At 39.3% G+C, this 24,545-nt stretch carries 21 protein-coding genes and 1 pseudogene; 9 read left to right on the forward strand and 13 right to left on the reverse strand.

Annotated elements, in window-relative coordinates; all coding sequences use genetic code 11:
* The first annotated feature begins 134 nt into the window (after positions 1 to 134).
* Entirely contained in the window at positions 135 to 1,310 is a 1,176-nt protein-coding gene (locus MST18_RS10160; RefSeq protein WP_180133547.1) for a YbfB/YjiJ family MFS transporter, read from the forward strand.
* 301 nt (positions 1,311 to 1,611) lie between these two features.
* Here the strand turns inward: MST18_RS10160 and MST18_RS10165 are convergent, their stop codons facing one another.
* Positions 1,612 to 1,782, reverse strand: a complete 171-nt coding sequence (locus MST18_RS10165) for a hypothetical protein (RefSeq protein WP_180133548.1) — start codon at positions 1,780 to 1,782, stop codon at positions 1,612 to 1,614.
* 405 nt (positions 1,783 to 2,187) lie between these two features.
* Positions 2,188 to 3,441: an NADP-dependent isocitrate dehydrogenase gene (gene icd / locus MST18_RS10170; protein ID WP_180133549.1), complete on the reverse strand. Its 1,254-nt coding sequence runs from the start codon at positions 3,439 to 3,441 to the stop codon at positions 2,188 to 2,190.
* Positions 3,442 to 3,629: 188 nt separating this feature from the next.
* Between icd and MST18_RS10175 the strand changes: the two genes are divergently transcribed.
* Both MST18_RS10175 and MST18_RS10180 read left to right on the forward strand, forming a co-directional pair.
* Positions 3,630 to 4,418 (forward strand): rRNA large subunit pseudouridine synthase E, encoded by a 789-nt coding sequence (locus MST18_RS10175; protein WP_180133550.1) that lies wholly within the window; start codon positions 3,630 to 3,632, stop codon positions 4,416 to 4,418.
* A 141-nt stretch (positions 4,419 to 4,559) separates the two neighbouring features.
* Positions 4,560 to 5,588 carry an ELM1/GtrOC1 family putative glycosyltransferase gene (locus MST18_RS10180; RefSeq protein WP_180133551.1) on the forward strand — a complete coding sequence of 343 codons (1,029 nt, stop codon included), beginning with the start codon at positions 4,560 to 4,562 and terminating at the stop codon, positions 5,586 to 5,588.
* 262 nt (positions 5,589 to 5,850) lie between these two features.
* Here the strand turns inward: MST18_RS10180 and MST18_RS10185 are convergent, their stop codons facing one another.
* The 3 genes from MST18_RS10185 to MST18_RS10195 all read right to left on the reverse strand — a co-directional run bounded on the left by MST18_RS10185 (position 5,851) and on the right by MST18_RS10195 (position 8,167).
* Entirely contained in the window at positions 5,851 to 6,087 is a 237-nt protein-coding gene (locus MST18_RS10185) for a hypothetical protein (RefSeq protein WP_257227531.1), read from the reverse strand.
* A gap of 3 nt (positions 6,088 to 6,090) precedes the next feature.
* The gene (locus MST18_RS10190; protein WP_257222730.1) at positions 6,091 to 6,402 is read right to left on the reverse strand and encodes a hypothetical protein; all 312 of its coding nucleotides are present in this window, start codon (positions 6,400 to 6,402) and stop codon (positions 6,091 to 6,093) included.
* Between the two features lie 61 nt (positions 6,403 to 6,463).
* A complete protein-coding gene (locus MST18_RS10195; protein ID WP_078194379.1) occupies positions 6,464 to 8,167 on the reverse strand; it encodes a M61 family metallopeptidase in 1,704 nt (567 codons plus the stop codon).
* 180 nt (positions 8,168 to 8,347) lie between these two features.
* On the opposite strand from MST18_RS10195, the gene MST18_RS10200 reads away from it, so the two are divergent.
* The 3 genes from MST18_RS10200 to MST18_RS10210 all read left to right on the forward strand — a co-directional run bounded on the left by MST18_RS10200 (position 8,348) and on the right by MST18_RS10210 (position 11,685).
* Positions 8,348 to 9,661 (forward strand): D-alanyl-D-alanine carboxypeptidase PBP6B, encoded by a 1,314-nt coding sequence (locus tag MST18_RS10200; protein WP_180133552.1) that lies wholly within the window; start codon positions 8,348 to 8,350, stop codon positions 9,659 to 9,661.
* 103 nt (positions 9,662 to 9,764) lie between these two features.
* Entirely contained in the window at positions 9,765 to 11,066 is a 1,302-nt protein-coding gene (locus MST18_RS10205; RefSeq protein WP_180133553.1) for an NAD(P)/FAD-dependent oxidoreductase, read from the forward strand.
* A 136-nt stretch (positions 11,067 to 11,202) separates the two neighbouring features.
* Positions 11,203 to 11,685 carry a peptidylprolyl isomerase gene (locus tag MST18_RS10210; RefSeq protein ID WP_078194383.1) on the forward strand — a complete coding sequence of 161 codons (483 nt, stop codon included), beginning with the start codon at positions 11,203 to 11,205 and terminating at the stop codon, positions 11,683 to 11,685.
* A 155-nt stretch (positions 11,686 to 11,840) separates the two neighbouring features.
* Here MST18_RS10210 and MST18_RS10215 read toward each other — a convergent pair whose 3' ends face one another.
* The 6 genes from MST18_RS10215 to MST18_RS10240 form a co-directional block, all read right to left on the reverse strand.
* Positions 11,841 to 12,620, reverse strand: a complete 780-nt coding sequence (locus tag MST18_RS10215; RefSeq protein ID WP_078194384.1) for a M48 family metallopeptidase — start codon at positions 12,618 to 12,620, stop codon at positions 11,841 to 11,843.
* Between the two features lie 112 nt (positions 12,621 to 12,732).
* Positions 12,733 to 13,041 (reverse strand): hypothetical protein, encoded by a 309-nt coding sequence (locus MST18_RS10220; protein WP_078194385.1) that lies wholly within the window; start codon positions 13,039 to 13,041, stop codon positions 12,733 to 12,735.
* A gap of 97 nt (positions 13,042 to 13,138) precedes the next feature.
* Complete coding sequence (locus MST18_RS10225; protein WP_180133554.1) at positions 13,139 to 13,942, reverse strand: M48 family metallopeptidase; 804 nt, start codon at positions 13,940 to 13,942, stop codon at positions 13,139 to 13,141.
* Between the two features lie 561 nt (positions 13,943 to 14,503).
* Positions 14,504 to 15,823: an adenylosuccinate synthase gene (locus MST18_RS10230; protein WP_078189071.1), complete on the reverse strand. Its 1,320-nt coding sequence runs from the start codon at positions 15,821 to 15,823 to the stop codon at positions 14,504 to 14,506.
* A gap of 66 nt (positions 15,824 to 15,889) precedes the next feature.
* Positions 15,890 to 17,056, reverse strand: a complete 1,167-nt coding sequence (locus MST18_RS10235) for an ATP phosphoribosyltransferase regulatory subunit (RefSeq protein ID WP_180077560.1) — start codon at positions 17,054 to 17,056, stop codon at positions 15,890 to 15,892.
* Positions 17,057 to 17,376: 320 nt separating this feature from the next.
* Complete coding sequence (locus MST18_RS10240) at positions 17,377 to 17,832, reverse strand: Lrp/AsnC family transcriptional regulator (protein WP_078189073.1); 456 nt, start codon at positions 17,830 to 17,832, stop codon at positions 17,377 to 17,379.
* Between the two features lie 142 nt (positions 17,833 to 17,974).
* On the opposite strand from MST18_RS10240, the gene MST18_RS10245 reads away from it, so the two are divergent.
* Positions 17,975 to 18,721, forward strand: coding sequence for an AzlC family ABC transporter permease (locus MST18_RS10245; protein ID WP_180077558.1), 747 nt, complete (start codon positions 17,975 to 17,977; stop codon positions 18,719 to 18,721).
* Positions 18,718 to 19,018 (forward strand): annotated as a pseudogene (locus MST18_RS10250) (AzlD family protein). The gene MST18_RS10245 and the pseudogene MST18_RS10250 overlap by 4 nt, the downstream one beginning before the upstream one ends.
* Before the next feature lie 162 nt (positions 19,019 to 19,180).
* Here the strand turns inward: MST18_RS10250 and MST18_RS10255 are convergent.
* Both MST18_RS10255 and MST18_RS10260 read right to left on the reverse strand, forming a co-directional pair.
* Entirely contained in the window at positions 19,181 to 19,483 is a 303-nt protein-coding gene (locus tag MST18_RS10255) for a hypothetical protein (RefSeq protein ID WP_180004122.1), read from the reverse strand.
* Between the two features lie 200 nt (positions 19,484 to 19,683).
* Positions 19,684 to 20,712: a type I glyceraldehyde-3-phosphate dehydrogenase gene (locus tag MST18_RS10260; protein WP_180077557.1), complete on the reverse strand. Its 1,029-nt coding sequence runs from the start codon at positions 20,710 to 20,712 to the stop codon at positions 19,684 to 19,686.
* 933 nt (positions 20,713 to 21,645) lie between these two features.
* Here MST18_RS10260 and alaS point away from each other — a divergent pair.
* A complete protein-coding gene (alaS, locus tag MST18_RS10265) occupies positions 21,646 to 24,339 on the forward strand; it encodes an alanine--tRNA ligase (RefSeq protein ID WP_180077555.1) in 2,694 nt (897 codons plus the stop codon).
* Positions 24,340 to 24,545: the final 206 nt, after the last annotated feature.

The following is a 24,545-nucleotide window of genomic DNA, read 5'->3' on the forward strand; positions in this document are numbered from 1 at the left end:
TATCTTTTTGAATAGTTAAGTTTTTAAGAATTAATTTTTAGCTTAGACCTTAGTCAAAACTTTAAGATCTGTTGATTTTTCTATAGCCTATTCATGTTATTTTTTAACCAATCATAAAAATACATGAGTACAGGATGTTCTCTAACAAAATTAAACTGAGCCTATTTCTCTGTCTAAGCATGTGCCTAGGCATCGGGATATTACGTTTTTCCTATACCGCACTCCTCCCTTCAACCCGTGAAGCATTTGGTTGGAGCCCGAGTTTTGCCAGCATCTTAGGCAGTGCCAATTTGCTCGGCTACTTGATCGGTGCATTTTGGGCCATGAAATTACCCCAAAATAAAAGCATGGTGAATTATATCCAACTCGCAGCTATTGCAGGGACACTCAGTTTGCTCAGTTGTGCATTTTCAGGTTTTTCAGAACTTTGGTATAGCACTTGGCGCGTTATTTCAGGGATCAGCGGCGGCTTACTAATGATCCTCTCCCCAAGTGTCGTGGCCCAATGTTCACAGCTTCAAGACCGCTTTAAAATCAACTTTATTGGTTTCAGTGGTATTGGCTTAGGGGTGTTAATGGCAACGCTATTTTTGCCTTACATCCAAGATATTTCGACAATGTGGGCTTGGTTGATTTTGTTTTCTTTTTCAAGCCTGATTTGTATGTTACTCAGCGTGCTTTTGAAGAGTTTTAAATTACAGCTCACAACACTCACCGCGATTCCTGCAGTAGAACATAAAGTCGATGGAATTTTCTATTGTCTCTTAATTGTGTATAGCACCAGTGCATTTGCTTACGTGCCCCATTCATTATTTTGGATTGACTATTTAACTCACACCCTACACCTGAGCCCGATCGGGATCAATTTCAATTGGATTTTATATGGTCTAGGAAGTGCTTTAGGAGCCTTTGCTGCTTACTGCTTGGCACAAAAACTGGGAAATATTAGTGCTCTTAAAATATTATATAGCAGCTATGTCTTGGCGATTTTTATAGCAATTATTAATATCCATCCACTTTTTACTTTTTTATCTTCTTTTGCTACAGGCCTGCTCAATCCAGCAGTGGTTTTTCTCACCTCTTATACCATTCTGCAAATCTATGGTAGCGCCTATAAAAAGCTCTGGAGTATTGCAACCCTGTGCTTTGCATCTATTCAATTGATTGGCGGTTTAAGCTTTAGTTTTTTACAGCGAATTGGTATTGATTATTCACAGCAATTTATTTTGGCCGCATGCGTACTCTGCATTGGAACAATGCAACTCTTTTGGTTCACTCGAACAGCAAAATTAAGTAAGCATCTCGTCTAGGTAGATCACAAGACATTCAACTACATCACCAATCATGTATATAAAGAAAAGACCTATTTAAATAGGTCTTTTCTTTTTGATAAATCGTGAATGGACTAAGCTTTTTTCAGCTTTTTCTTTAACTTTTTCAAAGCAGAATTATGCTTTGAAATTTTGTTCAACCTCGCTTTAATTTCCTTTTTAAGTGATTTGGTTTTCTTAGACAAATTCATCTCCTTCTCGTCTACGTATAAAACTTAAATTTCGATCAATTAAAAACCATTAGGCCAAATGAACTTTGATTCACAAAGTCTTTAGCCTACTAATGATGTTGTTGACGCTGATTTCGTTGATGCGGCTGTTGTTTCTGTTTCTTTTGGTCTTGTTGCTGTTGCTGTTGCTGTTGCTGTTGCTGTTGCTGTTGCTGTTGCTGATCATTTTGCTGCTGTTGTTGATCAGATTGTTGGTTTTGTTGATGCTGTTTACGAGACATTTCATTTCTCCTTATCATCATAAGTGTCACAATGTACTGTTACTAGATGTACATCTACTAAAGGACAACAACCAATGTACCGCTAATTTTTAAGGATCCAACCCGATAAATGTTTCGAATTACGTCATTGTAAAATTTCTGGAGAATAATTAATTTGAAATCAATCCCCCTCTATTTTCTGCATTACTTAAGTTCACTCGAATAGTGCGGTTTTAAACTTTTAGTAACATGATAAGCATGCCAGACCATCTGATTGATTGCGTGAAGTCACCTTTTGATTGCTGTTTTTTGAATGGTATTGAGAAGCTATGATTCTGTGTTTTTAATGTTTAGTCCTAAAAAAGAACTGAATCATTCAGTCCTTTTTTCACCTAGCATTTTTTACACTTAGATTGGCAAATAAACTCAGTCCATATGCTCAATGATGGCTTGTCCAAACTCTGAACAACGCAAGAGTTTTGCACCTTTCATAAGTCTTTCAAAATCATAGGTCACTGTTTTGGCTTCAATCGCCCCCGCAATACCTTTAATAATTAGATCTGCCGCTTCTGTCCAGCCCATATTTCGCAGCATCATTTCTGCAGACAGAATAATAGACCCAGGGTTTACTTTGTCTTGACCCGCATATTTAGGCGCAGTGCCATGTGTTGCTTCATATACTTGCACAGCGCCACCAATATTGGCACCCGGAGCAATACCAATGCCGCCAACTTCTGCCGCCAAAGCATCTGAAATATAGTCACCGTTTAAATTTAGGGTAGCAATGACTGAATAATCGGTCGGACGCATGAGAATTTGTTGTAAAAAAGCGTCTGCAATCGCATCTTTAATCACGATCTCTTTGCCAGTTTTCGGATTTTTTATTTTGACCCAAGGACCACCATCTAGCAATTCACCACCAAAGCGCTCAAGTGCGACTTCATAGCCCCACTCTTTAAACGCTCCTTCGGTATATTTCATGATATTACCTTTATGCACCAAGGTGACATTCGGCTTATCATTATCAATGGCGAATTGAATAGCTTTCCGAACCAAACGCTGAGAACCTTCTTTAGATACAGGCTTAATACCGATACCGCAATTTTCCTCAAAACGAATCTTAGTAACACCCATTTCCTCTTTAAGAAATTTGATCATTTTCTTGGCTTCAGGCGAATCTGCTTTCCATTCAATCCCTGCGTAGATATCTTCTGAATTCTCTCTGAAGATCACCATGTCTGTACGTTCAGGATGCTGAACGGGTGAAGGAACGCCCTTAAACCAACGTACAGGACGCACACAGACGTAGAGGTCTAATTCTTGACGTAATGCAACATTCAGCGAACGAATACCGCCACCGACAGGCGTCGTTAACGGCCCTTTAATTGAAACCACAAATTCGCGTAAAGCCTCAAAGGTTTCTTCGGGCATATAGGTGCCATAAATTTTATTGGCTTTTTCACCACAATAGACTTCCATCCATTCTATGGCACGTTTTCCACCATAAGCTTTTTGTACTGCGGCATTCACCACGGTTTTCATCACTGGAGTGATATCAACACCAATACCATCGCCTTCAATAAATGGAATAATTGGATTATTGGGAACATTGAATGATAAGTCTGAATTTACTGTAATTTTTGTCCCATCCACTGGAACGACGATCTTCTGATAACCCATTTTTATGATCCTCCCTGAGAAGCGAGTGAAAAATAATTGCTGTTTGATAAGACTTTTAATTGCGCTTCACGCATAATACTCTAAAGCAAATCTACCTTTTTTGAGATTTAGATGGGAAATAGCTGCATTTCCCTATTGAATAAATCTTAACCAATTTGAATTATTGTATTTAATAGAAGTTATTTCCTATGAAAATCGTCATCTTAAACAAGCCATATGACGTGCTCTCCCAATTCCGTAAAGACGAAGCGCATATGACCATATCTGACTTCGTGGACGATCCTAGTCTACGTATTGCAGGTCGTTTAGATATGGACTCCGAAGGTTTGGTATTTTTAACCGATCATGGTGGTTTAAATCAGTACATCACCAATCCTGAAAATAAAAAGTTCAAAACCTACTTAGTGCAAGTCGATGGCGACATCACAGAAGAAGCGCTTGAACAATTACGTAAAGGCGTTGAGCTAAAAGATGGTATGACTTTGCCAGCCAAAGCCATTAAAGTGCAACAGCCAGAATGGTTATGGAATCGTGATCCTCCTGTACGTTTCCGTGCAAACATTCCAACCTCTTGGGTTGAAATCCAAATTTGCGAAGGCCGTAACCGTCAAGTTCGTCGTATGACTTCAGCAGTAGGTTTCCCGACTTTACGTTTAATTCGTACACGTATTGGTGCCATCGATTTAGTTCAATTGGCTTTAGAACCAGGTGAAACCAAAGAAATTGAGCCTTTACTGTACCCTGACTTTCAAAATGTACCTGCAGAAGAACCTTACCGTTCGCGCTCTTATGTGAAAAAACCAGGCGGTACAGGTGGTAAGCCAATGGTTCGTAAGAATAAAGATGGCTCAGTGAAAAAGTCAGGTACAAAACGTATCTGGCAAATGGATGAGAGCGAAAAACCCAAACGCCGTACCAATGGCACAACTCGTCCGAATACTAAAGCCCCTCGTGGCCGCGGTCGTAACGGACGTTGATATAAAGCTTCAAAAAAGGCCTACAATCTACGTAGGCCTTTACATTTTTTTATAAACCTAACAATTATTTAAGATTATTTTCATATTTCGACACTATAATAAGTTATAACAATATAAACGTTGATTATTTGAACTTCAAAAATGAGCAGCACATCTACACACAATAGAAGCAAAGTATTAATTATTCATGACAACCGAATTGGACATTTAAATCCAGCAATCGCTGTCAGTGAAATGATTGAAAAGCGCTTTTATCTACAATCTGAGCAGTTTGCAATCCCCACTTTACCTAAACGTACAGTGAGTATTTTTAAGAAATTGTCTCATTTCCCAAATTTGTTTCGCACACTTGGGCGCTTATACTTTAAATTCTTACCAAGAAATTTAGAGCATACCGACGTTATCGTCTGTTCAGGTATGCCTAATTTAATTTATGCCGCTTATTTATCTCAACGTTTCAATATCCCACTTATTTATGCAGGCGGTACACGTAAATTTAATTGGCGACTTATTGATTGGACTATTACAACGATTCCAGAAGATCATTCAGGTCGACAAATCATTATTCCTACAGGTGCTGTACCTAATAAAATTACTCGCTTAGCGCATATTCCGTCGAATCATGAAGCATGCCTGTTAATTGGTGGACCGACAAAAGAGTACCCTTTTACCCATCAAGACTTTGAAGAGATGATTCAGCAATTTGTTCAATTCGCAGATCACCATCAAATTCAGGCGTCAGTCGTATGTTCTCGTAGAACACCTGCGTTATCAGAACATGTGATTCAAATGTTAAAAGATAAAAATATTGAGCTTGTGAATACTTGTTCTAAAACTTCTATTTGCGATGTGTTAAAGCGAAGTGAATATATTTTTGTTACTGAAGATAGTGCAACGATGTTATCCGAATCAATCCAAACCGGTCGCATTGTTATTTCAGTTTGTCGTGAATATTCTGAAAAAGATGAAATTATTCAAAATTATTTAGATCTCGAATTAATACAACGTAAAACTATTGGGCAGATTACTGAAGCTGCATATATCAAGCCAAAATTAAATGCTCAACATATTGAACAAATCGTGACTCAACAACTTGCAGAAGATTTGAGAGCAAAATCTCAAGAACTGAGTTTTTATAAATGTCATGCAAAAAAAGCAGTTATCTATTAATTAAAAATTTTATTCGATAGAAATTAAAGCTCACAGATGTGGGCTTTTTTACTATTTACTTTAACTAATCATCTAAATACATGTTTACATGAAAAAAAGGGGAATTTACATTTCTTGGATACAATTGCATCAATAAATCTCTTTGAATTTTCACCCCATTTTTACACTCATAAGAAAGATTGAAGAATTCATCTAATATTTTGTTTAAATTCAATTGATCAACCAATTTTGTTGATAGATGTAATTTAATTTTATAGGTTTCTTATCTTTTCAAAACATCTATTTGCTCCAAACACTCTAGACTATTTTTTTCAATAATTTTAAAGTGATAGGCTTCTTCACCTAAGTTTTCTAAATTAAAATATATAGTAATAAATACAACATTATTGTAAATATACTCACCCGAGCTATTATCAGCAGATAGATCATTGCCAAAAGCAGCTCTTGCGTGAAAATCTGAAATAAAAATTTTTGGAAATAACTGTTTTCGTTGTTCCAACTGTTATTCTTTTTGTGTTTGAACCAACTGTTTTTGCTGCTCAATTCCATTTTTCATTTCTTCAATTTGCAACTGTAGCGCTTTTTCTTGCTGTTCCAACGCTTTAGTATTTTGATCTAATTGTTTACCTTGCTGGAGATACCCGAGTATTAACCAAAGAAAAGCAACTGGAGCAAAGATACCTGCAAGGAAGTCCCCTAGTGAATTCAGCTCTCTATTGGTAAATACAAAATTGTTTTGAACGCAAAACAGTACTATCACTAAGAACCAAATTACAGTTATCGAAATTCCAATTATTAAATTTTTACTATTCATTTTCTTATAAAAAACCCATACCTAAGTATGGGTTTTACATGAAAATTAAATACTTATCAAATTAAGCCTTCAACCACTTCTCAGCTTTAGCCTGATCTTCCACTTTAAGTTCAACTTCAGTTAATTCTGAACCTGCAGCTTTCACTTCAAAGCTCATCAACTCATCACGGCGGAATGCTAGTACGGTATAAGTTCCGTCTTGCTTGGCATATTTTTCTGCCAATTTAACGGTTGCTTTTAGACCATCAATTGCAATAATCACATCGTTCGCAGACAAGCCAGCTTTTGCAGCTGCACCATCACGGCGAGCGGACTGAACCAACATTCCTTCAGGCTTATCAGCAAGTTTTAGACCAAATGGCAATGATTTGTCATTTTTAAGCGTATAGCTCAAGCCAAACTCAGGGAATAATTGGTCTAACGGCAATTCATCCGTAGTATTAATCAAATGATTGATTTGTTCTAACCAATCATCACCCGTCAATTCATTGCATAAATTGAAAATAGTCCGTTCATTCACTTGAATGCCGTTTTGTGCGTTTTCATATAGCTTACGCATTAGGGCATCAAGACTTGAACCACGTAGGCGTAAGCCAAGGTCTAAACACAGCGCCACGAGGCAGCCTTTATTATAGTAACTGGTACCTGCATTATTTGAGTTTTCATCCTGACGGTAGAATTTCACCCACGCATCAAAACTTGACTCAGCAACAGTTTGAATTTCACGACCTGGATTTTGTAAATAGCGATCAATTTGTGCTTTCAAAAGCTTGATATATGAATCCTGATTGATCACACCACTACGCAATAAAATCAAATCATCATAATACGATGTAAAACCTTCAAATATCCAAAGCAAAGAAGTGTAGCCTTCTTTGTTCAAATCATAATTCACAAAGTTTTCTGGACGGATAAACTTTACTAACCATGAATGGAAATATTCATGGCTGCATAAACCTAAGAAACGTTGATAATCTGCCGAAGGCTCTACAGGTTCATTAGCTTTTGGTAAATCATCACGCGGGCTAATTAAACTCGTACTGTTTGGATGTTCCAAACCACCATAGCTATTCGCCGTTGCCATGGTCATAAAGGTATAGTCTTTAAATGGTGCTGAACCAAACATGGAAATTTCTGTCGAACAAATTTTTTCAATGTCTTGCTGCATACGCTGCGCGTTCATGGCATGTTTGCCCGAAACCACAAATTCGTGTGGAATGCCGTTGGCTTCAAAACTGAAACGGGTTTGTTCCGCCAATTCAAACGGTGCATCAATTAACTGAGCATAGTTATCAGCATACAAGGTATAACGACCTTTCACTAAACTTTTTGACTTCAATCCAGTCGCAAGTTGGAAATGTTTTAACTCGGGTGGCAAGAATACTTCAACCTCAATGGCTGTATGTTCTTGGTCAACTAAACCTAAACATGCGCAAGCTGGATTGACGTATAAACGGCTTTGATCAACATAAGCACCACGGACCGACAAATCGAAGGCATATACATCATATTCAACCGTGATCAACTCATGATCTGTATTAAATAAGCGCCATTTATTTTTTTCAAATTTCTCTATTTGTAACAAACGCCCATCTTCATCATAAGCTCGAACAGCTTCGATATGCTTCGAAAATTCTCGGATTAAGTAACTTCCGGGAATCCAAGTTGGTAAAGAAAGCACCTGTGTTGGATTTGCCAAGAAACGTGCAGTGACATGGACTAGATGCTGACGATAATCGTCAAATTCGATTTGATAATGCAACATAATGGGCGATATAAAATTAGTAAAAGATAACTTATCAATTAGATTAACATTTTTTACAACTGAATGCGGAACTGTCGCAATTGTCTACAATTATGACTAGTCAGCAGAAAAAAAAAGGCATAGCATGCCTAAAAATTTTTTCGTTTTACCACCAACGGAATGGTTGGTTAAGGAACCTCATTGAAACACGTGATCTACCTCATCGCGCTGCTTAGTTTTCTATGCTCCACGATAGCAAATGCTGCCCTTTTAAATATTGTCCCTGAAACCGTTGAAGCTGAAGCTTGGACCATTTTAGACCCTCAGTCGGGTCAGGTGATTGCAGAACATAATAGCCATGTTCAGCGTGCCCCTGCTTCACTTACCAAAATGATGGTGGCTTATATTGCTCTAAAGGAAATTAAAGCAGGTCATTTAAAGAAAAATGAAATCCTAACCGCAACCCCAGTTGTACAAGTGGTTCAATGGGATGAATCACAAATGTATCTCAAAACAGGCGAACAAATTTCAGTTGATCAGCTTTTGGCAGGTCTTGTGGTCATGTCTGCCAATGATGCCGCTGTGACTTTAGCTGAACGCATTTCTGGTGATATTCCAAAATTTATTGAACGCATGAACAAAGAAGCTAAAGCTTTGGGTATGAATGATACCAATTTTCAAAATCCAGCCGGTATTACTATGCCAGAACATTATTCATCGGCGGCTGACCTTGCACGTTTAGGGCAAGCACTGGTGACTGAAACACCTGACTATTTGAATTATTCTAAACAACAAAGTTTTAGTTATAATCACCGTTTCCACCATGCAACTAATATTTTACTCAAACAAGATCCTACCGTTGATGGCTTAAAAACAGGTTTTACTAAAGCTGCAGGTTATAATTTAGCTTTAACAGCCAACCGTTTGATCGCGAATCCTGACGCGCCAGAACGTCGTTTGATTGTTGTGGTATTAGGGGCAAAAAGTGGATTAAAACGTGCAGAAGTAGCACACAACCTCATGAACTTGGCTTATACCTATACACGTAATGAAGTTGCAATCAAAGATAAGCAATTAATTGCAGAATTACCTGTGGTTAAATCAACCTTGAAAATGTTTAAGGTAGAAACTCAACAACCTAAGCTGATTACTACTTCACTTTATGATCAAGCTTATGCCATCGATTTAAAAGCTTTTGACCCTACACAGCAACGTATTCTTTTAAATACAGGCAATGGCCAAATTCAAGCCATTGAACCACTTCATGAAACACAGACTAAACTGAGTGTTGAAGTGAAGGAAAAAGAACTTACTGCGCCTTTAGCTGAAGTGATGAAATTAGCCACCGTTACGGTTTATCAAAATAACCAATTGATTAATACCTTTGATATTGAAGATGACGTGCAAATTGAAGAAGCCAATATTTTTGAGCGTTTCATGATGTGGATCAAAGGTCTTTTTAGCATCTTTAATACGGATTCAGCAGAAGTTAAAACCTACCCTTTAGGTCAATGATGTGATTATGTAACTTGTAAGACAATTCGTTATTCGTGCAAAAAAGAAGATGGCATACTCGTGCCATCTTCTTTTTTTCAACAATAATAAAATAGGTAATTCAATGAATAACGCTGATGACTCCAAGTTACACCATATTGTCATTGTCGGTGGTGGTGCCGGTGGTTTAGAACTAGTCACCCAACTCGGTGATTTACTCGGTAAAAAAAAGAAAGCACGCATTACGCTCGTAGATATGAAACTTACGCATGTATGGAAACCCCTCTTACATGAAATTGCCGCAGGTACAATGTCGGTTAGTGAAGAAGAAATTAACTACTATGCGCATGCTGCGAAGTATCATTATGAATTTGTGTTGGCTAAGTTTGAAGATGTCAATCCTGCTGAAAAAACCATTCAGCTTAGCAAAGTCCAACAAGGTAAATATGAATCTACTCAAGAACAACTGCAACTGAGTTATGACACCCTTGTTCTTGCTTTAGGCTCAGTTTCCAACGATTTTAATACACCAGGCGTGTATGAACATTGCCACTATTTGGACAGCCTACAACAAGCTGAAATCTTCCAACAAGATCTCTTACAGTTGTATTTGGATGCACAAAATAGTAATACAGCACGTGAGTTGAAAATTGCCATTATTGGTGCAGGTGCAACGGGGGTTGAACTTTCAGCAGAATTGGTTGAAGCCAAAAATAATTTTTATAAATATGGTTTAAATAAAATTCATCCGCAAAGCGTACAGATCAATTTAATTGAAGGTGCTGATCGGATTCTGCCTGCACTGCCTGAAAAAATGGCCGAGCATGCTCAGCAGCAATTAAAACGCATGAAAATTGAAGTCTTGACATCTAAACGTGTGGAAAAAGTCGATGCTGAACATGTTTATTTTAATGATGGAAGCAAAATTAAAGCCGAACTAAAAGTTTGGGCGGCAGGCATTAAAACACCAGAAGTAATTTCTAAACTTGAAGGCTTTGAAAAAGACCGCATGGGGCGTTTAAGTGTATATGCAACATTACAAACTAAGGCACACCCAGATATTTTCGCGTTTGGTGATTGTGCACATTGCCAACCGCGTGCAGATGAGCCTGTCCTCGGCCCACGCGCTCAAGTTGCTAGCCAACAAGCGTCATTTCTCGTGGATTGTTTAAAGGCGCGTATCCGTGGTCAACAACTCCCAATGTTCGTATTTTCAGACAAAGGCTCCCTAGTCTCATTAAGCAAGCATAAAGCGGTTGGTGAACTTTTAGGTCAGGTCAATGTTCAAGGCTTTGTTGCTAAATCAATGTACGTTTCACTTTATCGAATGCATCAAGCCACAATTTACGGCTACGCACATGCAGGACTATTAACGGCTAAAGATTTTGTTACACGAAAAATTGCGCCTAAAATTAAATTGCATTGAAATTTACAGATTTGCCCCGATTAATGAAAAAAGCATCATAAGCATTTAAAAATTGCATTTTTTTGATAAATTTAGTCTACAAAAGTGCAATTTCACTTTATGATGTAACCCTTAAAAAATTGAATGGATCAATAACATGACTGCTATTGCAAATAACTCTGTGGTTTCTTTCCACTACACATTGACTAATGCAGAGGGTGAAACTCTCGACCAATCTCAAGGTGAGCCACTAGCATATTTGCACGGCGCTGGTAACATCATTCCAGGTCTTGAAAAAGCTCTTTTAGGCAAAACAGTTGGTGAAAAATTCACTGTAACTGTACCTGCTGCTGAAGGTTATGGCGAATACAATCCTGATCTCGTTCAAGAAGTTCCTGCTCAAATGTTCCAAGGCGTGGATAACATCCAACCAGGTATGCAATTCCAAGCTCAAACTGATGACGGCGTTCAAATCGTGACAGTTAAAGCGGTTGAAGGCGACAACGTTGTTGTTGATGCGAACTTTCCACTTGCTGGTCAAGATTTAACTTTCGAAGTTGAAATCGTTGAAATCCGTGAGGCTTCTGCTGAAGAACTTGAACACGGTCACGTACACGGTGCAGGCGGTCACCACCACTAAGATCTTCTGATCTCTAGTGCAAAAAGGCAAAGTTTTTACTTTGCCTTTTTTATTGCGCCTGATATAGGTATGCCATATAAGAACTTTTCAAACTATTAAATACAAAAAAGCAGGCCACGGCCTGCTTTTTTAAACGGATAATTAATTCTTATGAATTAACGACGTTGGTTATAAATCTGCTGCGCTGCAGGTAGATTTTTACGCATCGCTTCAATACGTTGTGAGTTTGATGGATGCGTAGACAGGAATGATGAACCTCCCGCACCTTCAAGCTTGTTCATTTTTTCCCAAAGTGTAATCGCCGCTTGTGGGTTATAACCTGCACGTGCCATTAACATTAAACCACCTTGGTCAGCACGGCTTTCCAGAGAACGTGAATAAGGCAGACCTATACCAATTTGACTACCCAACTGCGCGGCCGCAGTACCCAATTGACCGACATTATTACCTGCCGCACTTAAACCAATATTCAATGCAAGATCAGTTAAGGCTTGCGCTCCCAATTTACTTTTTGCATGCTCTTCAAGAGCATGGACCATTTCATGTCCCATAACTGCTGCAATTTCTGCATCGGTTAAATTCAGTTTATTGACAATACCTGTATAAAATACAACTTTACCGCCTGGAGCTACAAAGGCATTGACTTGATCAGATTTCATAACCGCCAATTGCCATTGGAACGCTTGACCCGTTTGGTTCATTTGGTCTGCATAAGGACGCAGTTTTTGGAATACAGTATTAATGCGCTTATATGTACTCGAAGAGGTATCGAGCTGATTTTTAGAACGCGCATCTGTCACCATTTTGTTATAACTTTGTGTTGCTTGCGCGTTCAATGTAGCAGTATCCGCTCCTGCCATATCTGCCACTGTCGCACAGCCCGAAATCGTCATTACACCGGCCATACACAGGCTCGTTAGAATTATTTTTTTCATTAAGGAAACTCCAGACCATTAAAATATAAGTGAATTTACGGATATTATATTCTTATGGTTTGGAGCTTAAAACGAAGTTATAGCGACTTATAATAGTATTTATGTAATTTTTTTAAGCTGAAAATTGAAGAACCAACCAATAGATTAAACAAACCACATTCAAGCCCAAATACACATGCATTAATGGCTTAATTTTTTCTTCTAACTGCACATTTTTTCGCTTAAAAAATAGGACAGCATTTTGTATCAAAACTATGGGCACAAGAATACAGGCAATAATCACCGACAACCCAATCAGGGCTTGATAAATTAATTGTGGATCTTGAGTTTGGGCACGAATGATCATCATAGCAATAGTGGGTGCTCCCCCCATCGCAAATAATAAAGAATAAAAAATGGTGGTCGAAATATTCTTCTGCATCCTGCACTTCTCTTCCTAATTTAAATTGCATTTTAGCAACTCACCACAAAGTGTATAGCGTACTAAAATGCAACTTTAGTCTTGAAAACCGCAGATATTAACGACGTACACTCGATGGTGTCGCATTTTTATAATATTGCTGCGCTTCCGGCATCATTTTTTGCATAGCAGCAATACGGTCATTATTGCTTGGGTGTGTAGACATAAATTTGCTCAGTGCGTCGTTGCCACTGTTATCATTCGCATTCATTTTTTTCCACAATGAAATCGCCGCTTCTGGATTGTATCCAGCCTTTGCCATCATCACTAGGCCACCTTTATCCGCGCGACTTTCCAAATTACGTGAATACGGCAAGCCCACACCAAATTGACTCCCCAAGTCAAGCAAGGTTGCACCATAGCCACCTGCTGCATTACCTACGTATTGTGAACCTATACTCACTGCAAGATTGGTCAGTGCTGAAGCGCCAATTTTATTTTTTGCATGTTCTTCTAAAGCATGAACCATTTCGTGACCCATGATTGCTGCGACTTCATCATCCGTGAGTTTGAGGGTTTCGACGATTCCTGTATAGAAAACAACTTTCCCGCCGGGTGCAACATAGGCATTGATTTCTTTAGACTTGATTACGGCAACTTTCCAATCAAAAGCCTGACCCGTTTGATTCATCTGATCTGCAAATGGTTTCATTTTCAAAAATACACGGTTTACTTTTTGATATGTCGCAGATTTGGTATCAAGAACTTGTTTGCTTTGTGCATCTTTCAGCATTGCGTTATAAGACTGAGTTGCCTGTAAGTTCAATGATGCAGAATCGGCACCTGCAAGATCAGCAATCGTGGTACAACCTGATAAAGAAGCTGCTACGGCAAAGCATGCCAAAGATTTTTTATAATTCATCATGATCTCTAGTTATTTATAAAGAGTGTCAAATATATACAAAAAATTGACTGACTCAATATTTTTATGCTTATTTTTTTCAAAATCTTTATTTTTCCATTATTTAAATTTAATATCTGATGTTACCCCGTAAAAATAATTTCACATTTTTTAAATACTTTTAAGTATATTCGACGGAGTCTTACATCTTGGGTTTAAATACAGGGATTAGACTTCGGCTGGAGGTACACATATGAAACAATGTTTCTCATTAGGTAAAATGAGAAGCGTGCTTCGCAAGGAAACCATCTTGCGGTGCAATGCACCTCACCGACAAAACTCGTTCACTAGTGTCAAATTATTCACAGTATTGCAATAACATTTTTAATTAAAAGTTGTCCTGTCTCAAACACTTGCGGATGACCTTACCGCGTATCATTCTTTTATTTGAATCAAATGGCACTTCGGATGTTACTGCGTTTATCAGTTAATAATACCTGTCATTTTTTGAATTTTTATTCTTCGCCCTATAAAAAAAGCCCCGCTATCGCGAGGCTTTTGACATCTTAATTCAACAGCACATTATGCGTCGAATGGATGACGTAATACGATTGTTTCATCACGGTCTGGACCAGTTGAAATGATGTCGATTGGACATTCAATCAATTGCTCTAAACGTTTCACGTAGTTAATTGCATTTTGTGGCAATTGATCTAGTGATTTCGCACCGAAAGTAGACTCAGACCAACCTGGCATGGTTTCGTAGATTGGTTTTAAAGTTTCAAATGCAAGCGCATCAGAAGAACCTACACAACCAGAATCAGCTGCTTCGTAACCTACACAGATTTTCACTTCTTCTAAACCATCTAGAACATCTAGTTTAGTTAAGCAAATACCAGAAAGTGAGTTTACTTCTACTGAACGACGTAGAATTTCAGCATCGAACCAACCACAACGACGTTGACGGCCAGTAGACGCACCAAATTCAGAACCGACAGTACCCAAGTGTTTACCGATTGCATCACCAACATCGTTAGCAGCATCATAAACAAGTTCAGTTGGGAACGGACCAGCACCTACACGAGTTGTGTACGCTTTAGTGATACCCAATACATAGTCAAGGTGCAATGGACCAAGACCTGAACCAGAGCTTACGCCACCAGCAGTTGTGTTTGAAGAAGTAACATACGGGTATGTCCCGTGGTCAACGTCAAGAAGTGAACCTTGCGCGCCTTCAAACATGATTTTCTTGCCTGCTTTGCGGTAAGCATGAAGTTCGCCAGTCACGTCCATCACCATAGGTTCGATGACTTTACGCCATTCGTCACATAGAGCGATTACATCTTCAACTTTAACGGCTTCAACACCGAAGAATTGAGTCAATTGGAAGTTATGGTATTCAAGAAGCTCTTCTAGTTGAGCTTTAAGATGAGCACCACCACGAACCAAGTCAGCAACACGGATTGCACGACGAGCCACTTTGTCTTCGTATGCAGGACCGATACCACGACCTGTTGTACCAATTTTCGCATTGCCACGTTTTTTCTCACGTGCTTGGTCAAGGGCGATATGGTGTGGAAGGATCAACGGACAGTTTGGAGAAATACGTAGACGTTCACGTACAGGCACGCCTTCTTTTTCTAAAACTTCCATTTCGTGGATTAAAGCTTCAGGTGATAAAACAACACCATTACCAATTAAGCACAATACGTTGTCACGTAAAATACCAGATGGAATGAGGTGTAAAACAGTTTTCTTACCACCAACCACAAGTGTATGACCTGCGTTGTGTCCGCCTTGATAGCGAACTACCGCAGCCGCTTGATCTGTGAGCAGGTCGACGATCTTACCTTTACCTTCGTCGCCCCATTGGGTACCAAGTACCACAACATTCTTGCCCATAATAGCCTCATTGCATCATGCTGTTAAAATTGGAAAAAACGTGTGTGCCCGCAGGCACATCCGAGATTAAATTTGTTTGATTGTCCACTCGCCATTTGCATTCACCAACTGGTGCGTTGCATACGGTGCTGAGCTTAAATCATCATTACCTAACAATTGAACCACACTGAACCCTTCGGTACGTGCTGCCTCAATTGCCTTTAATAAATCTGCTTCGATGCCGTTTGGTGCAACCAAAACTTGGCTTTTCTGAACTTGACCTGCAGTTAATGCATATAGATCACAAGAGAAACCTGTCGCTGGACGCGCGCGACCGAAGTGTTCACCAATACCGTCATAGCGACCGCCTTGAGCCAATGGCGCAGCACGGTTTGGTGCATATACGGCATACATTAAACCAGTGTGATAATGATATGAACGAAGTTCTACAACATCGATACCAATATGTAGTTCTGGCCAACGCACCTGAATTGCGGCTTGTGTCGATTTCACTGCATCAAATGCAAGTTTAAATGCTTCGTTATTTAAAACTTCAGCACTTAAATTTGCTTGTAACGCATCTAAATCACTTGCAAAACGACCTAAGGTATAAAAATCTTGACCGAATGGAAGCTTTTGTGTGAATTCAGCAAGTTCAGGTAAAGCTTTACGTTGATACAAGTCAGATAACTGACGTTCAACTGCTTTGCTCAAGCCAGCTTGTTTCACCATGCTGCGGAATAAACCGACATGCCCTAAATCAAGATGGATACCATCTGCATGACCTGCTTTAGCAAGCAAGTTGATCATGACATCAATCAGTTCAACGTCAGCATCAATGCTGTCTGAACCAAATAATTCTGCACCTAACTGTAAAGGTGCACGTGTGGTATTAAAACCCTGTGGTTTAGTATGTAGTACTGTACCAGCGTAGCAATAACGAGCTACACCTTCGACAGGATGTACATGCGCATCAATACGAGCCACTTGTGGTGTCATATCGGCACGCACACCAAGCAAACGACCTGAAAGTTGATCGATCACTTTAAAAGTGGCTAAGTCTAAATCTTGATTCGATTCTGAAAGAGAAGATAGAGATTCGATGTATTCAATGAATGGCGTGTACACCAACTGATAACCTCGAGATGCGAGGAAATCTAATGCTTCACGACGCAAAGATTCAATCACTTGCGCCTGTTCTGGCAGTACATCAGCTACACCATCAGGTAATAACCATGTCTCTGAAATGGGCATGTTGTAAACCTAAATTCTTGTCAGCGCGGAACAAATCCGCATAAAAAAATCGGGAGCACACCCGATTTCTCCTAGTTTAGCACGATAGTTTTACGCTTGCACACGACTTTTTCATAAAAGATGCTTCAGCATTCATTACTTCATCAACAGCTTTAATTTTCACAACTAAATATATGTTTATGCTTATATTTTAAAATCCTGTGAACGTTATTTTTTAACCATTTGATAAAAAATAATAAGCATCCTACTTTCTAGAGATGAAGTTTTAAACAAAGTTATAAATATGATCAGGCTCAATAACTTAATTTAAGACACGAACATCAATCCAATGGAAGCGCTGTAGTTTGTTTAACGGCCTGTAACGGTATCTCTGTTTTTACATTTTGCACACTGGCGATCTGCGTTAAATGATGAATCTGAAACTTTCGATAGGCTTCTAAATCTGCCACGACGATACGTAAGAAAAAGTCACAATCCCCTGCCATGAGTTGACATTCAACCACCTCAGGCATCGTTTGAATCGCTGCGACAAAATCATTCACGGTTTTTGCATCTTGACCTTTTAGCCAAATCCGCGCAAATACCGTTAAACTTAAATTCAATTTTGACTGATTCAGTAAAGCCACATATTTCTCAATATAGCCTTCATCTTCTAGTTGCTTGACCCGTCTCAAACACGGCGAAGGTGATAAACCAACTAGTTGGGCCAATTCATTATTTTGTAGCTTTCCATTTTGCTGTAATGCTTGCAAAATGCGTTTATCTATCTGATCCATCAATAAAGGCACTAAATTTCACAATAATCTTTATTTTAGCAATTTCATTGCACAATAAAAGCAATATTACATAAAATAGCTGCCAAATGCTGCTTAGATATTCATAAAATATTGCTTTTGATCTCGCTTCATGGAAAACGTCATGTTGATGTTTAGACAAAGTACACTCAATCACACCCATTCACAGCATTCTATTGAGTTTAAACGAGGTCTAAAAACATCTATTCCAATGCTGCTGGGCATTATTCCTTTTGCATTAGTTTTGGGTGCTCAGGCAACACATAAAGGATTTTCTAGTTTAGAAGTTCCGCTTTTGACTGGCCTTAACTTTGCCGGTGGATCTGAATTTGCCATTTTGGAAGTTTGGACCAATCCCCCTAATATTCTCATGCTGATGTTTATTACGTTTTTAGTGAATAGTCGGCACCTATTAATGGGGGCGAGCCTTGTCCCGTATTTACGACATTTACCGAATCGTACGGTTTATACCGCTTTATTTTTTATGTGCGATGAAAGTTGGGCTGTGGGTTTGGCTGATGCGCAAAAAAAATCTAATGTTTTGGGAATTCAGCGCGCCTTTAGTTTAATGTTCTATGCAGGCTTATGCTGTGCTCTATATTTGATGTGGGTTGGCTTTACCACGCTAGGGGCAATAATTGGACCGATACTTGGCGATATTAGTCGACTTGGTTTTGACATGGCCTTCCCTGCTGTATTTCTTGTTTTACTGCGTGGTATGTGGAAAGGCTTTAAAGCGGCGCGCCCATGGCTGGTCAGTTTGATTGCCGCATCTCTGGCGTATTTTTATCTCCCAGCGGGCTGGTATGTTCCGATTGGCGCAGTTACGGGTATTGCTTCTGCATTTTTCCTAATTGGAGATGATGCATGATCCACACTAGCACCCTGATCGCGATTCTATTTATAGCCTTAACCACTTACCTGACCCGCATCTTGGGTTATGTGTTACTGAAAAACCGTAGCCTCACCAACAAACAACATCAAATTATGGAAGTTGTCCCCGGCTGTGTTTTGATATCAGTGATTGCGCCCTATTTTTGTCAAAGATAATCCTGCCGATCTGATTGCGATAGCCATTACCCTATTTGCAGCATCACGTTTTTCGTTATTGCCTACCGTTGTGATTAGCATGCTTTCAGCAGCAGTATTAAGACAAATTTTGATTTAACTAAGTAATACGCGATCATGTTTTGAATAACGAAAGAACTACGATTTAAACCCAATGATGATGAATATTAGGAATCATCTTATTGGATAAAAAATACCTATACCTTGAGATCACATGCATTCAGTAAATATCGAGGTATGGGTAGTCTTTTGTATTTTTCGATTAACTTTGATCAGTCTTGACCACTTTTGCCAAAAGGTTCACCAACTCTGCATTTTGCAATTCAACTTGTTGTAATTTATGAGCGGTCTGATCTAGAACTTCTTGCTGGATATGCATTTTCTTTGCAAGGTCTTGCATAATTTCCAAGGTCTTTTTCAGGTTGGCTTCTAGATGCACCACTTTTTCTTCAAGTGGCAAGGTTTCATGCGCGGTAGACTGCGATACGTCACGATTAAACTGTAGCCAAATTAAAAATATAACCGCCAGCGCCAATAATAAAATAAATCCCCAAAGTAACATCAACATCATGTTCAATACTCTTTATATATTTCTTTGACTTTCATCTTAAACAATAAATCGGCTGTGCTTGAAGATTTTTTAAAGTTTTTCAATATTTTCGAGCCAAATGTAGGTCATTAAGTATGATTTTTCATCTAATTTTAGAAAATAAAAAAACATCTACAAGCTAGTAGATGTTTTCTATATTGGATAAATTTGAATGTTTATAGAGAATGAAAACTTTCACATAAATCGAGCAAGCGATTCGCATAACCCCATTCATTGTCATACCATGCGAAAACTTTTGCTTGTTTTCCTACCACCATGGTTTGATTCAAATCGACAATCAATGAATAAGGTGAATGATTAAAATCACTTGATACCAAAGGTTCATCGGTTACTGACATAATTTCATGATAATCAAAACGTGCAGCGTTGCTTAACACTGCATTTAACTCGTGCTTGGTGATAAGCGATTGGGACACAAAACTTAAATCGATTGCAGCAACATTGATCGTCGGTACACGAATCGAATAGCCATCGATTCGATCTTCCATTTTCGGCATGACCCGTTTCAATGCCCCTAGAGCAGAAGACGTCGTTGGAATAATATTTTGACCCGAAGCTCGCGCCCGACGTAAGTCACGATGTGCATGATCCAATACAGACTGATCCGCAGTCACAGCATGAATTTCTGTCATCAGTGCGGTGTCTATACCAAAGGCATCATCAATAATTTTGACTAAGGGCACCAAAGCCTGCGTGGTACAAGACACACTGGAAATAATTTGATCAGTCGCTTTTACTTCACGATGATTAATACCATACACGATCGCAGCATCAACACTGTCAAACGGTGCTGCACCAATAATCACACGTTTGGCACCTGCACCAATATGCTGTGTAGCTGCCTCTCGCGATCTAAATAAACCTGTGCATTCGAGTACCACATCGACATTCAGTTGCTGCCAAGGCAAAAGACTCGGCTGTGCTTCATTTAAAACTTGCACTTTGAGATGTGCTTGGGCACAAGAGATCTCTAGAAAAATAGCGCCATCTTGTTCAAGAATGTCGACTTGGCCTGCAAAACGACCATGCGTGGTGTCGTATTTAAACAAATGCACCATGGTTTCCACATCAGCGACATCATTTATGGCAACAATTTCATAGTGAAATTCCTTTGGATTTTCAAACCAAGCGCGTAATACATTGCGTCCAATTCGACCAAATCCATTAATTGCCACTCGCTGCATGACCAATCCTTCGTTTTAAAACAAAAATAAAGCATCTATATGTTAATGGATTTCAACATGAAAACGTTATCATTTATTCGTTTAATGCTTATTGGGCTATATTTTTATAAAGCGTTAATGCCTGTATAGATCCAAATATTAGCTTCACTGAAAATGTACAGCACCAAGATCAAGTTCAATCACTCTTAATAAAATGGATGCAAACATGCAATTTTCCCAATGAACTGAAAAATATAAAAGCAATGCACCTTCATGTAGAGCATTCATCAACGTGCTGAATTTGAACTTTTAAAACTTTTCAAGACATATAAATAACTGATGTTATGCACGAAAAAGTAATTAAGCATTTTTAAAATGCTTTTTAAGTTTATTCGACGGAGTCTTACATTTTTGAATTGATAAAGGGATTAGCCTTCGGCTGGAGGTACTCTTACGAAACATTGTTTCTCATTCGGCAAAATGAGAAGCGTGCTTCGCAAGGAAACCAACTTGCCGTGCAATGCACCTCACCGACAAAACTCTTTCACTAGCGTCAAATTATTAAAAATATCGCAAAAACATTTTTGATTAAAAGTAGCACTATCTCAAACACTTGCGCATGACGTTACCGCGTATCGTTCTTTTATTTGAATCAAATTGCGCTTCTGATGTTACTGCGCAACATCAGTAAATAAAACGCAGCAACAGTGCGCTCACAAGATTAATCAATAAATACTTTCAGCGTTCCAAAGGTTTAAAAATCTAAAAATATAGGTGCTAAATTTAAAACATATAAAAAGTCATAGAGATAGCCGAAAATCATTGGTCACTACACCTTTTTCCGTTATAATTTAGCGTTTTTAAATTTTATGTCAGCATCTCAAGCCAGCTTTAAAATTTTGTAAGACTTGCTTGATATGCTATTACCAAATCGAAATTAGGAGAGACTTGGTTGTGAGTACTCGTTTTATGACATCAGCTGAAATTCGCGAAGCTTTTTTAAGCTACTTTGAATCGCAAGGGCATACACGTGTCGCGTCGAGTTCTCTGGTACCTGCCAACGACCCAACACTATTGTTCACAAATGCTGGTATGAACCAGTTCAAAGACTGCTTCCTCGGTCTTGAAAAACGTGACTACGTTCGTGCAACTTCTTCACAAAAATGTGTCCGTGCCGGCGGTAAACACAACGACTTAGACAACGTTGGTTATACAGCACGTCACCACACGTTCTTTGAAATGTTGGGTAACTTCTCATTTGGTGACTACTTCAAACGTGATGCCATCACATTTGCTTGGGATTTCTTAACCAACGAAAAATGGTTAGGTCTGCCAAAAGATAAACTTTATGCCACTGTTTACCATACAGATGACGAAGCATTTGATATCTGGAACAAAGAAATTGGTCTAGACGCTTCACGAATTATCCGTATCGGTGACAACAAAGGCGAAAAATACGCTTCAGATAACTTCTGGGCAATGGGCGATACAGGTCCTTGTGGTCCATGTTCTGAAATCTTCTTTGACCATGGTGACCACATTTGGGGCGGCTTACCGGGCACTCCTGAAGAAGATGGCGATCGTTTCATCGAAATTTGGAACAACGTATTCATGCAGTTCAACCGTACCGCTGATGGTGTTCTGCATGCCCTTCCTGCACCTTCTGTAGATACAGGTATGGGCCTTGAGCGTATTTCTGCAGTTTTACAGCATGTAAACTCAAACTACGAAATCGACCTATTCCAAAACCTACTTAAAGCTGCTGCTGAAATCATTGGTTTAGATACCACTGAACTTGAAGCAAAAGCTCAAGCAGAAAACAAACCAGTTGACTACCCTGCTTCACTTAAAGTTGTGGCTGACCATGCACGTTCTTGCTGCTTCTTGATTGCAGACGGTGTTAACCCGTCTAACGAAGGCCGTGGCTATGTACTTCGCCGTATTATCCGTCGTGCAGTACGTCATGGTAACAAATTGGGTGCAACAGGTTCATTCTTCCATAAAATGTTGCAACCACTCATCAACGTGATGGGCGCTGCTTATCCTGAGCTTGCTGCACAGCAAGCACGTATCGAAGCACAACTTTTGAAAGAAGAAGAACAATTCGCAAAAACTTTAGAGCAAGGTTTGAAATTGCTTGAAGGCGAATTGGCTCAACTTAAAGGTTCAGTGATTCCAGGCGAAACTGTATTTAAACTTTACGATACTTACGGCTTCCCGACTGACTTAACAGCAGACATTGCACGTGAACGTGATTTAACCATTGACGAAGCTGGTTTCGAAGTCGAAATGGCGGCTCAACGTCAACGTGCGCGTGATGCTGGTAAATTTGCTGTCGACTACAACTCAATTGTGAAAGTTGAAGGCGAGACTCAATTTGACGGCTATGACGCAACTCAAGGCCAAGGTCAAATTGTTGCAATCTACAAAGACGGCGAACAAGTTGATGAAGTTTTTGAAGGTGACGAAGCACTAATCGTTCTAAACCAAACTCCTTTCTATGCAGAAAGTGGCGGTCAAGTTGGCGATACAGGTATCTTCAAAAACGAAACTGGTATTTTTGAAGTTCAAGACACCAAAAAATCAGGCGGCGCTTTTGTACACCAAGGCATCGTGACCATGGGTAACTTAAAAGCAGCTCAAGCAGTTGAGGCGATTGTTAAAGCGGATATCCGTGAAGCAACTTCACGCAACCACTCTGCAACTCACCTATTACATGCAGCACTTCGCCAAGTTTTAGGTACGCACGTACAGCAAAAAGGTTCATTGGTTGCAAGCGAACTTTTACGTTTTGACTTTGCTAATGACCAACCTGTTTCATTTGAACAGCTTCAAGAAATTGAACGCATTGTCAATGCCGAAGTGATTGCCAATACTGCTGTTTCAACTGAACTTTTAGACATCGAGGCGGCCAAAGAAAAAGGCGCAATGATGTTGTTCGGTGAGAAATACGGTGACGAAGTACGTGTACTTTCAATGGGTACAACCAAAGATGAGAAAAACTTCTCTATCGAACTTTGTGGCGGTATTCATGTAAAACGCACCGGTGATATTGGTCTATTCAAAATCACTTCTGAAGGCGGTGTTGCTGCAGGCGTACGTCGTATTGAAGCCGTTACGGGTACTAAAGCTGTTGAAGCTGCGCAAAAAGCAGATCGTGACATTCATGCAATCAACGATTTGCTGAAAGCGCAAAAAGATCAAACTTTAGAAAAAGTTGAAGCTTTGTCTCACACAGCATCTAGCTTGCAAAAACAAATTGAACAATTGAACCAAAAATTGGCAAGCTTCCAAGCCGCTGAGTTATTGAGTCAAGTTCAAGAGATTGCTGGCCGCAAAACATTAATCACCACGGTTCAAGGTGTAGATGCGAAATCACTTCGCAACTTGCACGATGGTGTGAAATCTAAGTTAGACAATGCTGTGATCGTGATCGCAGCGGTTGATGCCGACAAAGTGAGCCTCATTGCTTCGGTTGCTAAAGAATACACTGCTGCTGTAAAAGCAGGTGACATCATCAAACACCTTGGTCAAGAACTTGGCGGTAAAGGTGGTGGTAAACCTGATATGGCTCAAGGTGGTGCGCCTTATAGCGACAAACTTGAAGCGGTAATGACTGACCTCGTTGCATGGTTAGCTGCAAAATAAGACCAAAAGTCCTATAGCTCAAAGTGACTCACCTCCTTTGAGCAAATCAACAGGTTTAAGCAGTGTGTTTTTTAATGCTGGATCCTGCTTAAACACTGTTGATGCGTGAAAGCGCAAACTCAATCATCATGTTGAAACCAATATTCAACCTCTGGCTAAATGATGAAAATGGAGTCTAAAAGGCTGGGTTCATGTGAATCCCCTGC

Source organism: Acinetobacter sp. YH12068_T, from assembly GCF_024606005.1.
In the GTDB taxonomy this organism is placed as follows: Bacteria; Pseudomonadota; Gammaproteobacteria; order Pseudomonadales; family Moraxellaceae; genus Acinetobacter; species Acinetobacter amyesii.

Excerpts from the sequence above, each read along its gene's own strand:
- MST18_RS10160 (WP_180133547.1), top strand. The coding sequence starts at position 135 with ATGTTCTCTAACAAAATTAAACTGAGCCTATTTCTCTGTCTAAGCATG.
- MST18_RS10165 (WP_180133548.1), bottom strand. The coding sequence starts at position 1,782 with ATGTCTCGTAAACAGCATCAACAAAACCAACAATCTGATCAACAACAG.
- icd (WP_180133549.1), bottom strand. The coding sequence starts at position 3,441 with ATGGGTTATCAGAAGATCGTCGTTCCAGTGGATGGGACAAAAATTACA.
- MST18_RS10175 (WP_180133550.1), top strand. The coding sequence starts at position 3,630 with ATGAAAATCGTCATCTTAAACAAGCCATATGACGTGCTCTCCCAATTC.
- MST18_RS10180 (WP_180133551.1), top strand. The coding sequence starts at position 4,560 with ATGAGCAGCACATCTACACACAATAGAAGCAAAGTATTAATTATTCAT.
- MST18_RS10190 (WP_257222730.1), bottom strand. The coding sequence starts at position 6,402 with ATGAATAGTAAAAATTTAATAATTGGAATTTCGATAACTGTAATTTGG.
- MST18_RS10195 (WP_078194379.1), bottom strand. The coding sequence starts at position 8,167 with ATGTTGCATTATCAAATCGAATTTGACGATTATCGTCAGCATCTAGTC.
- MST18_RS10205 (WP_180133553.1), top strand. The coding sequence starts at position 9,765 with ATGAATAACGCTGATGACTCCAAGTTACACCATATTGTCATTGTCGGT.
- MST18_RS10210 (WP_078194383.1), top strand. The coding sequence starts at position 11,203 with ATGACTGCTATTGCAAATAACTCTGTGGTTTCTTTCCACTACACATTG.
- MST18_RS10215 (WP_078194384.1), bottom strand. The coding sequence starts at position 12,620 with ATGAAAAAAATAATTCTAACGAGCCTGTGTATGGCCGGTGTAATGACG.
- MST18_RS10220 (WP_078194385.1), bottom strand. The coding sequence starts at position 13,041 with ATGCAGAAGAATATTTCGACCACCATTTTTTATTCTTTATTATTTGCG.
- MST18_RS10225 (WP_180133554.1), bottom strand. The coding sequence starts at position 13,942 with ATGAATTATAAAAAATCTTTGGCATGCTTTGCCGTAGCAGCTTCTTTA.
- MST18_RS10230 (WP_078189071.1), bottom strand. The coding sequence starts at position 15,823 with ATGGGCAAGAATGTTGTGGTACTTGGTACCCAATGGGGCGACGAAGGT.
- MST18_RS10235 (WP_180077560.1), bottom strand. The coding sequence starts at position 17,056 with ATGCCCATTTCAGAGACATGGTTATTACCTGATGGTGTAGCTGATGTA.
- MST18_RS10240 (WP_078189073.1), bottom strand. The coding sequence starts at position 17,832 with ATGGATCAGATAGATAAACGCATTTTGCAAGCATTACAGCAAAATGGA.
- MST18_RS10245 (WP_180077558.1), top strand. The coding sequence starts at position 17,975 with ATGTTGATGTTTAGACAAAGTACACTCAATCACACCCATTCACAGCAT.
- MST18_RS10260 (WP_180077557.1), bottom strand. The coding sequence starts at position 20,712 with ATGCAGCGAGTGGCAATTAATGGATTTGGTCGAATTGGACGCAATGTA.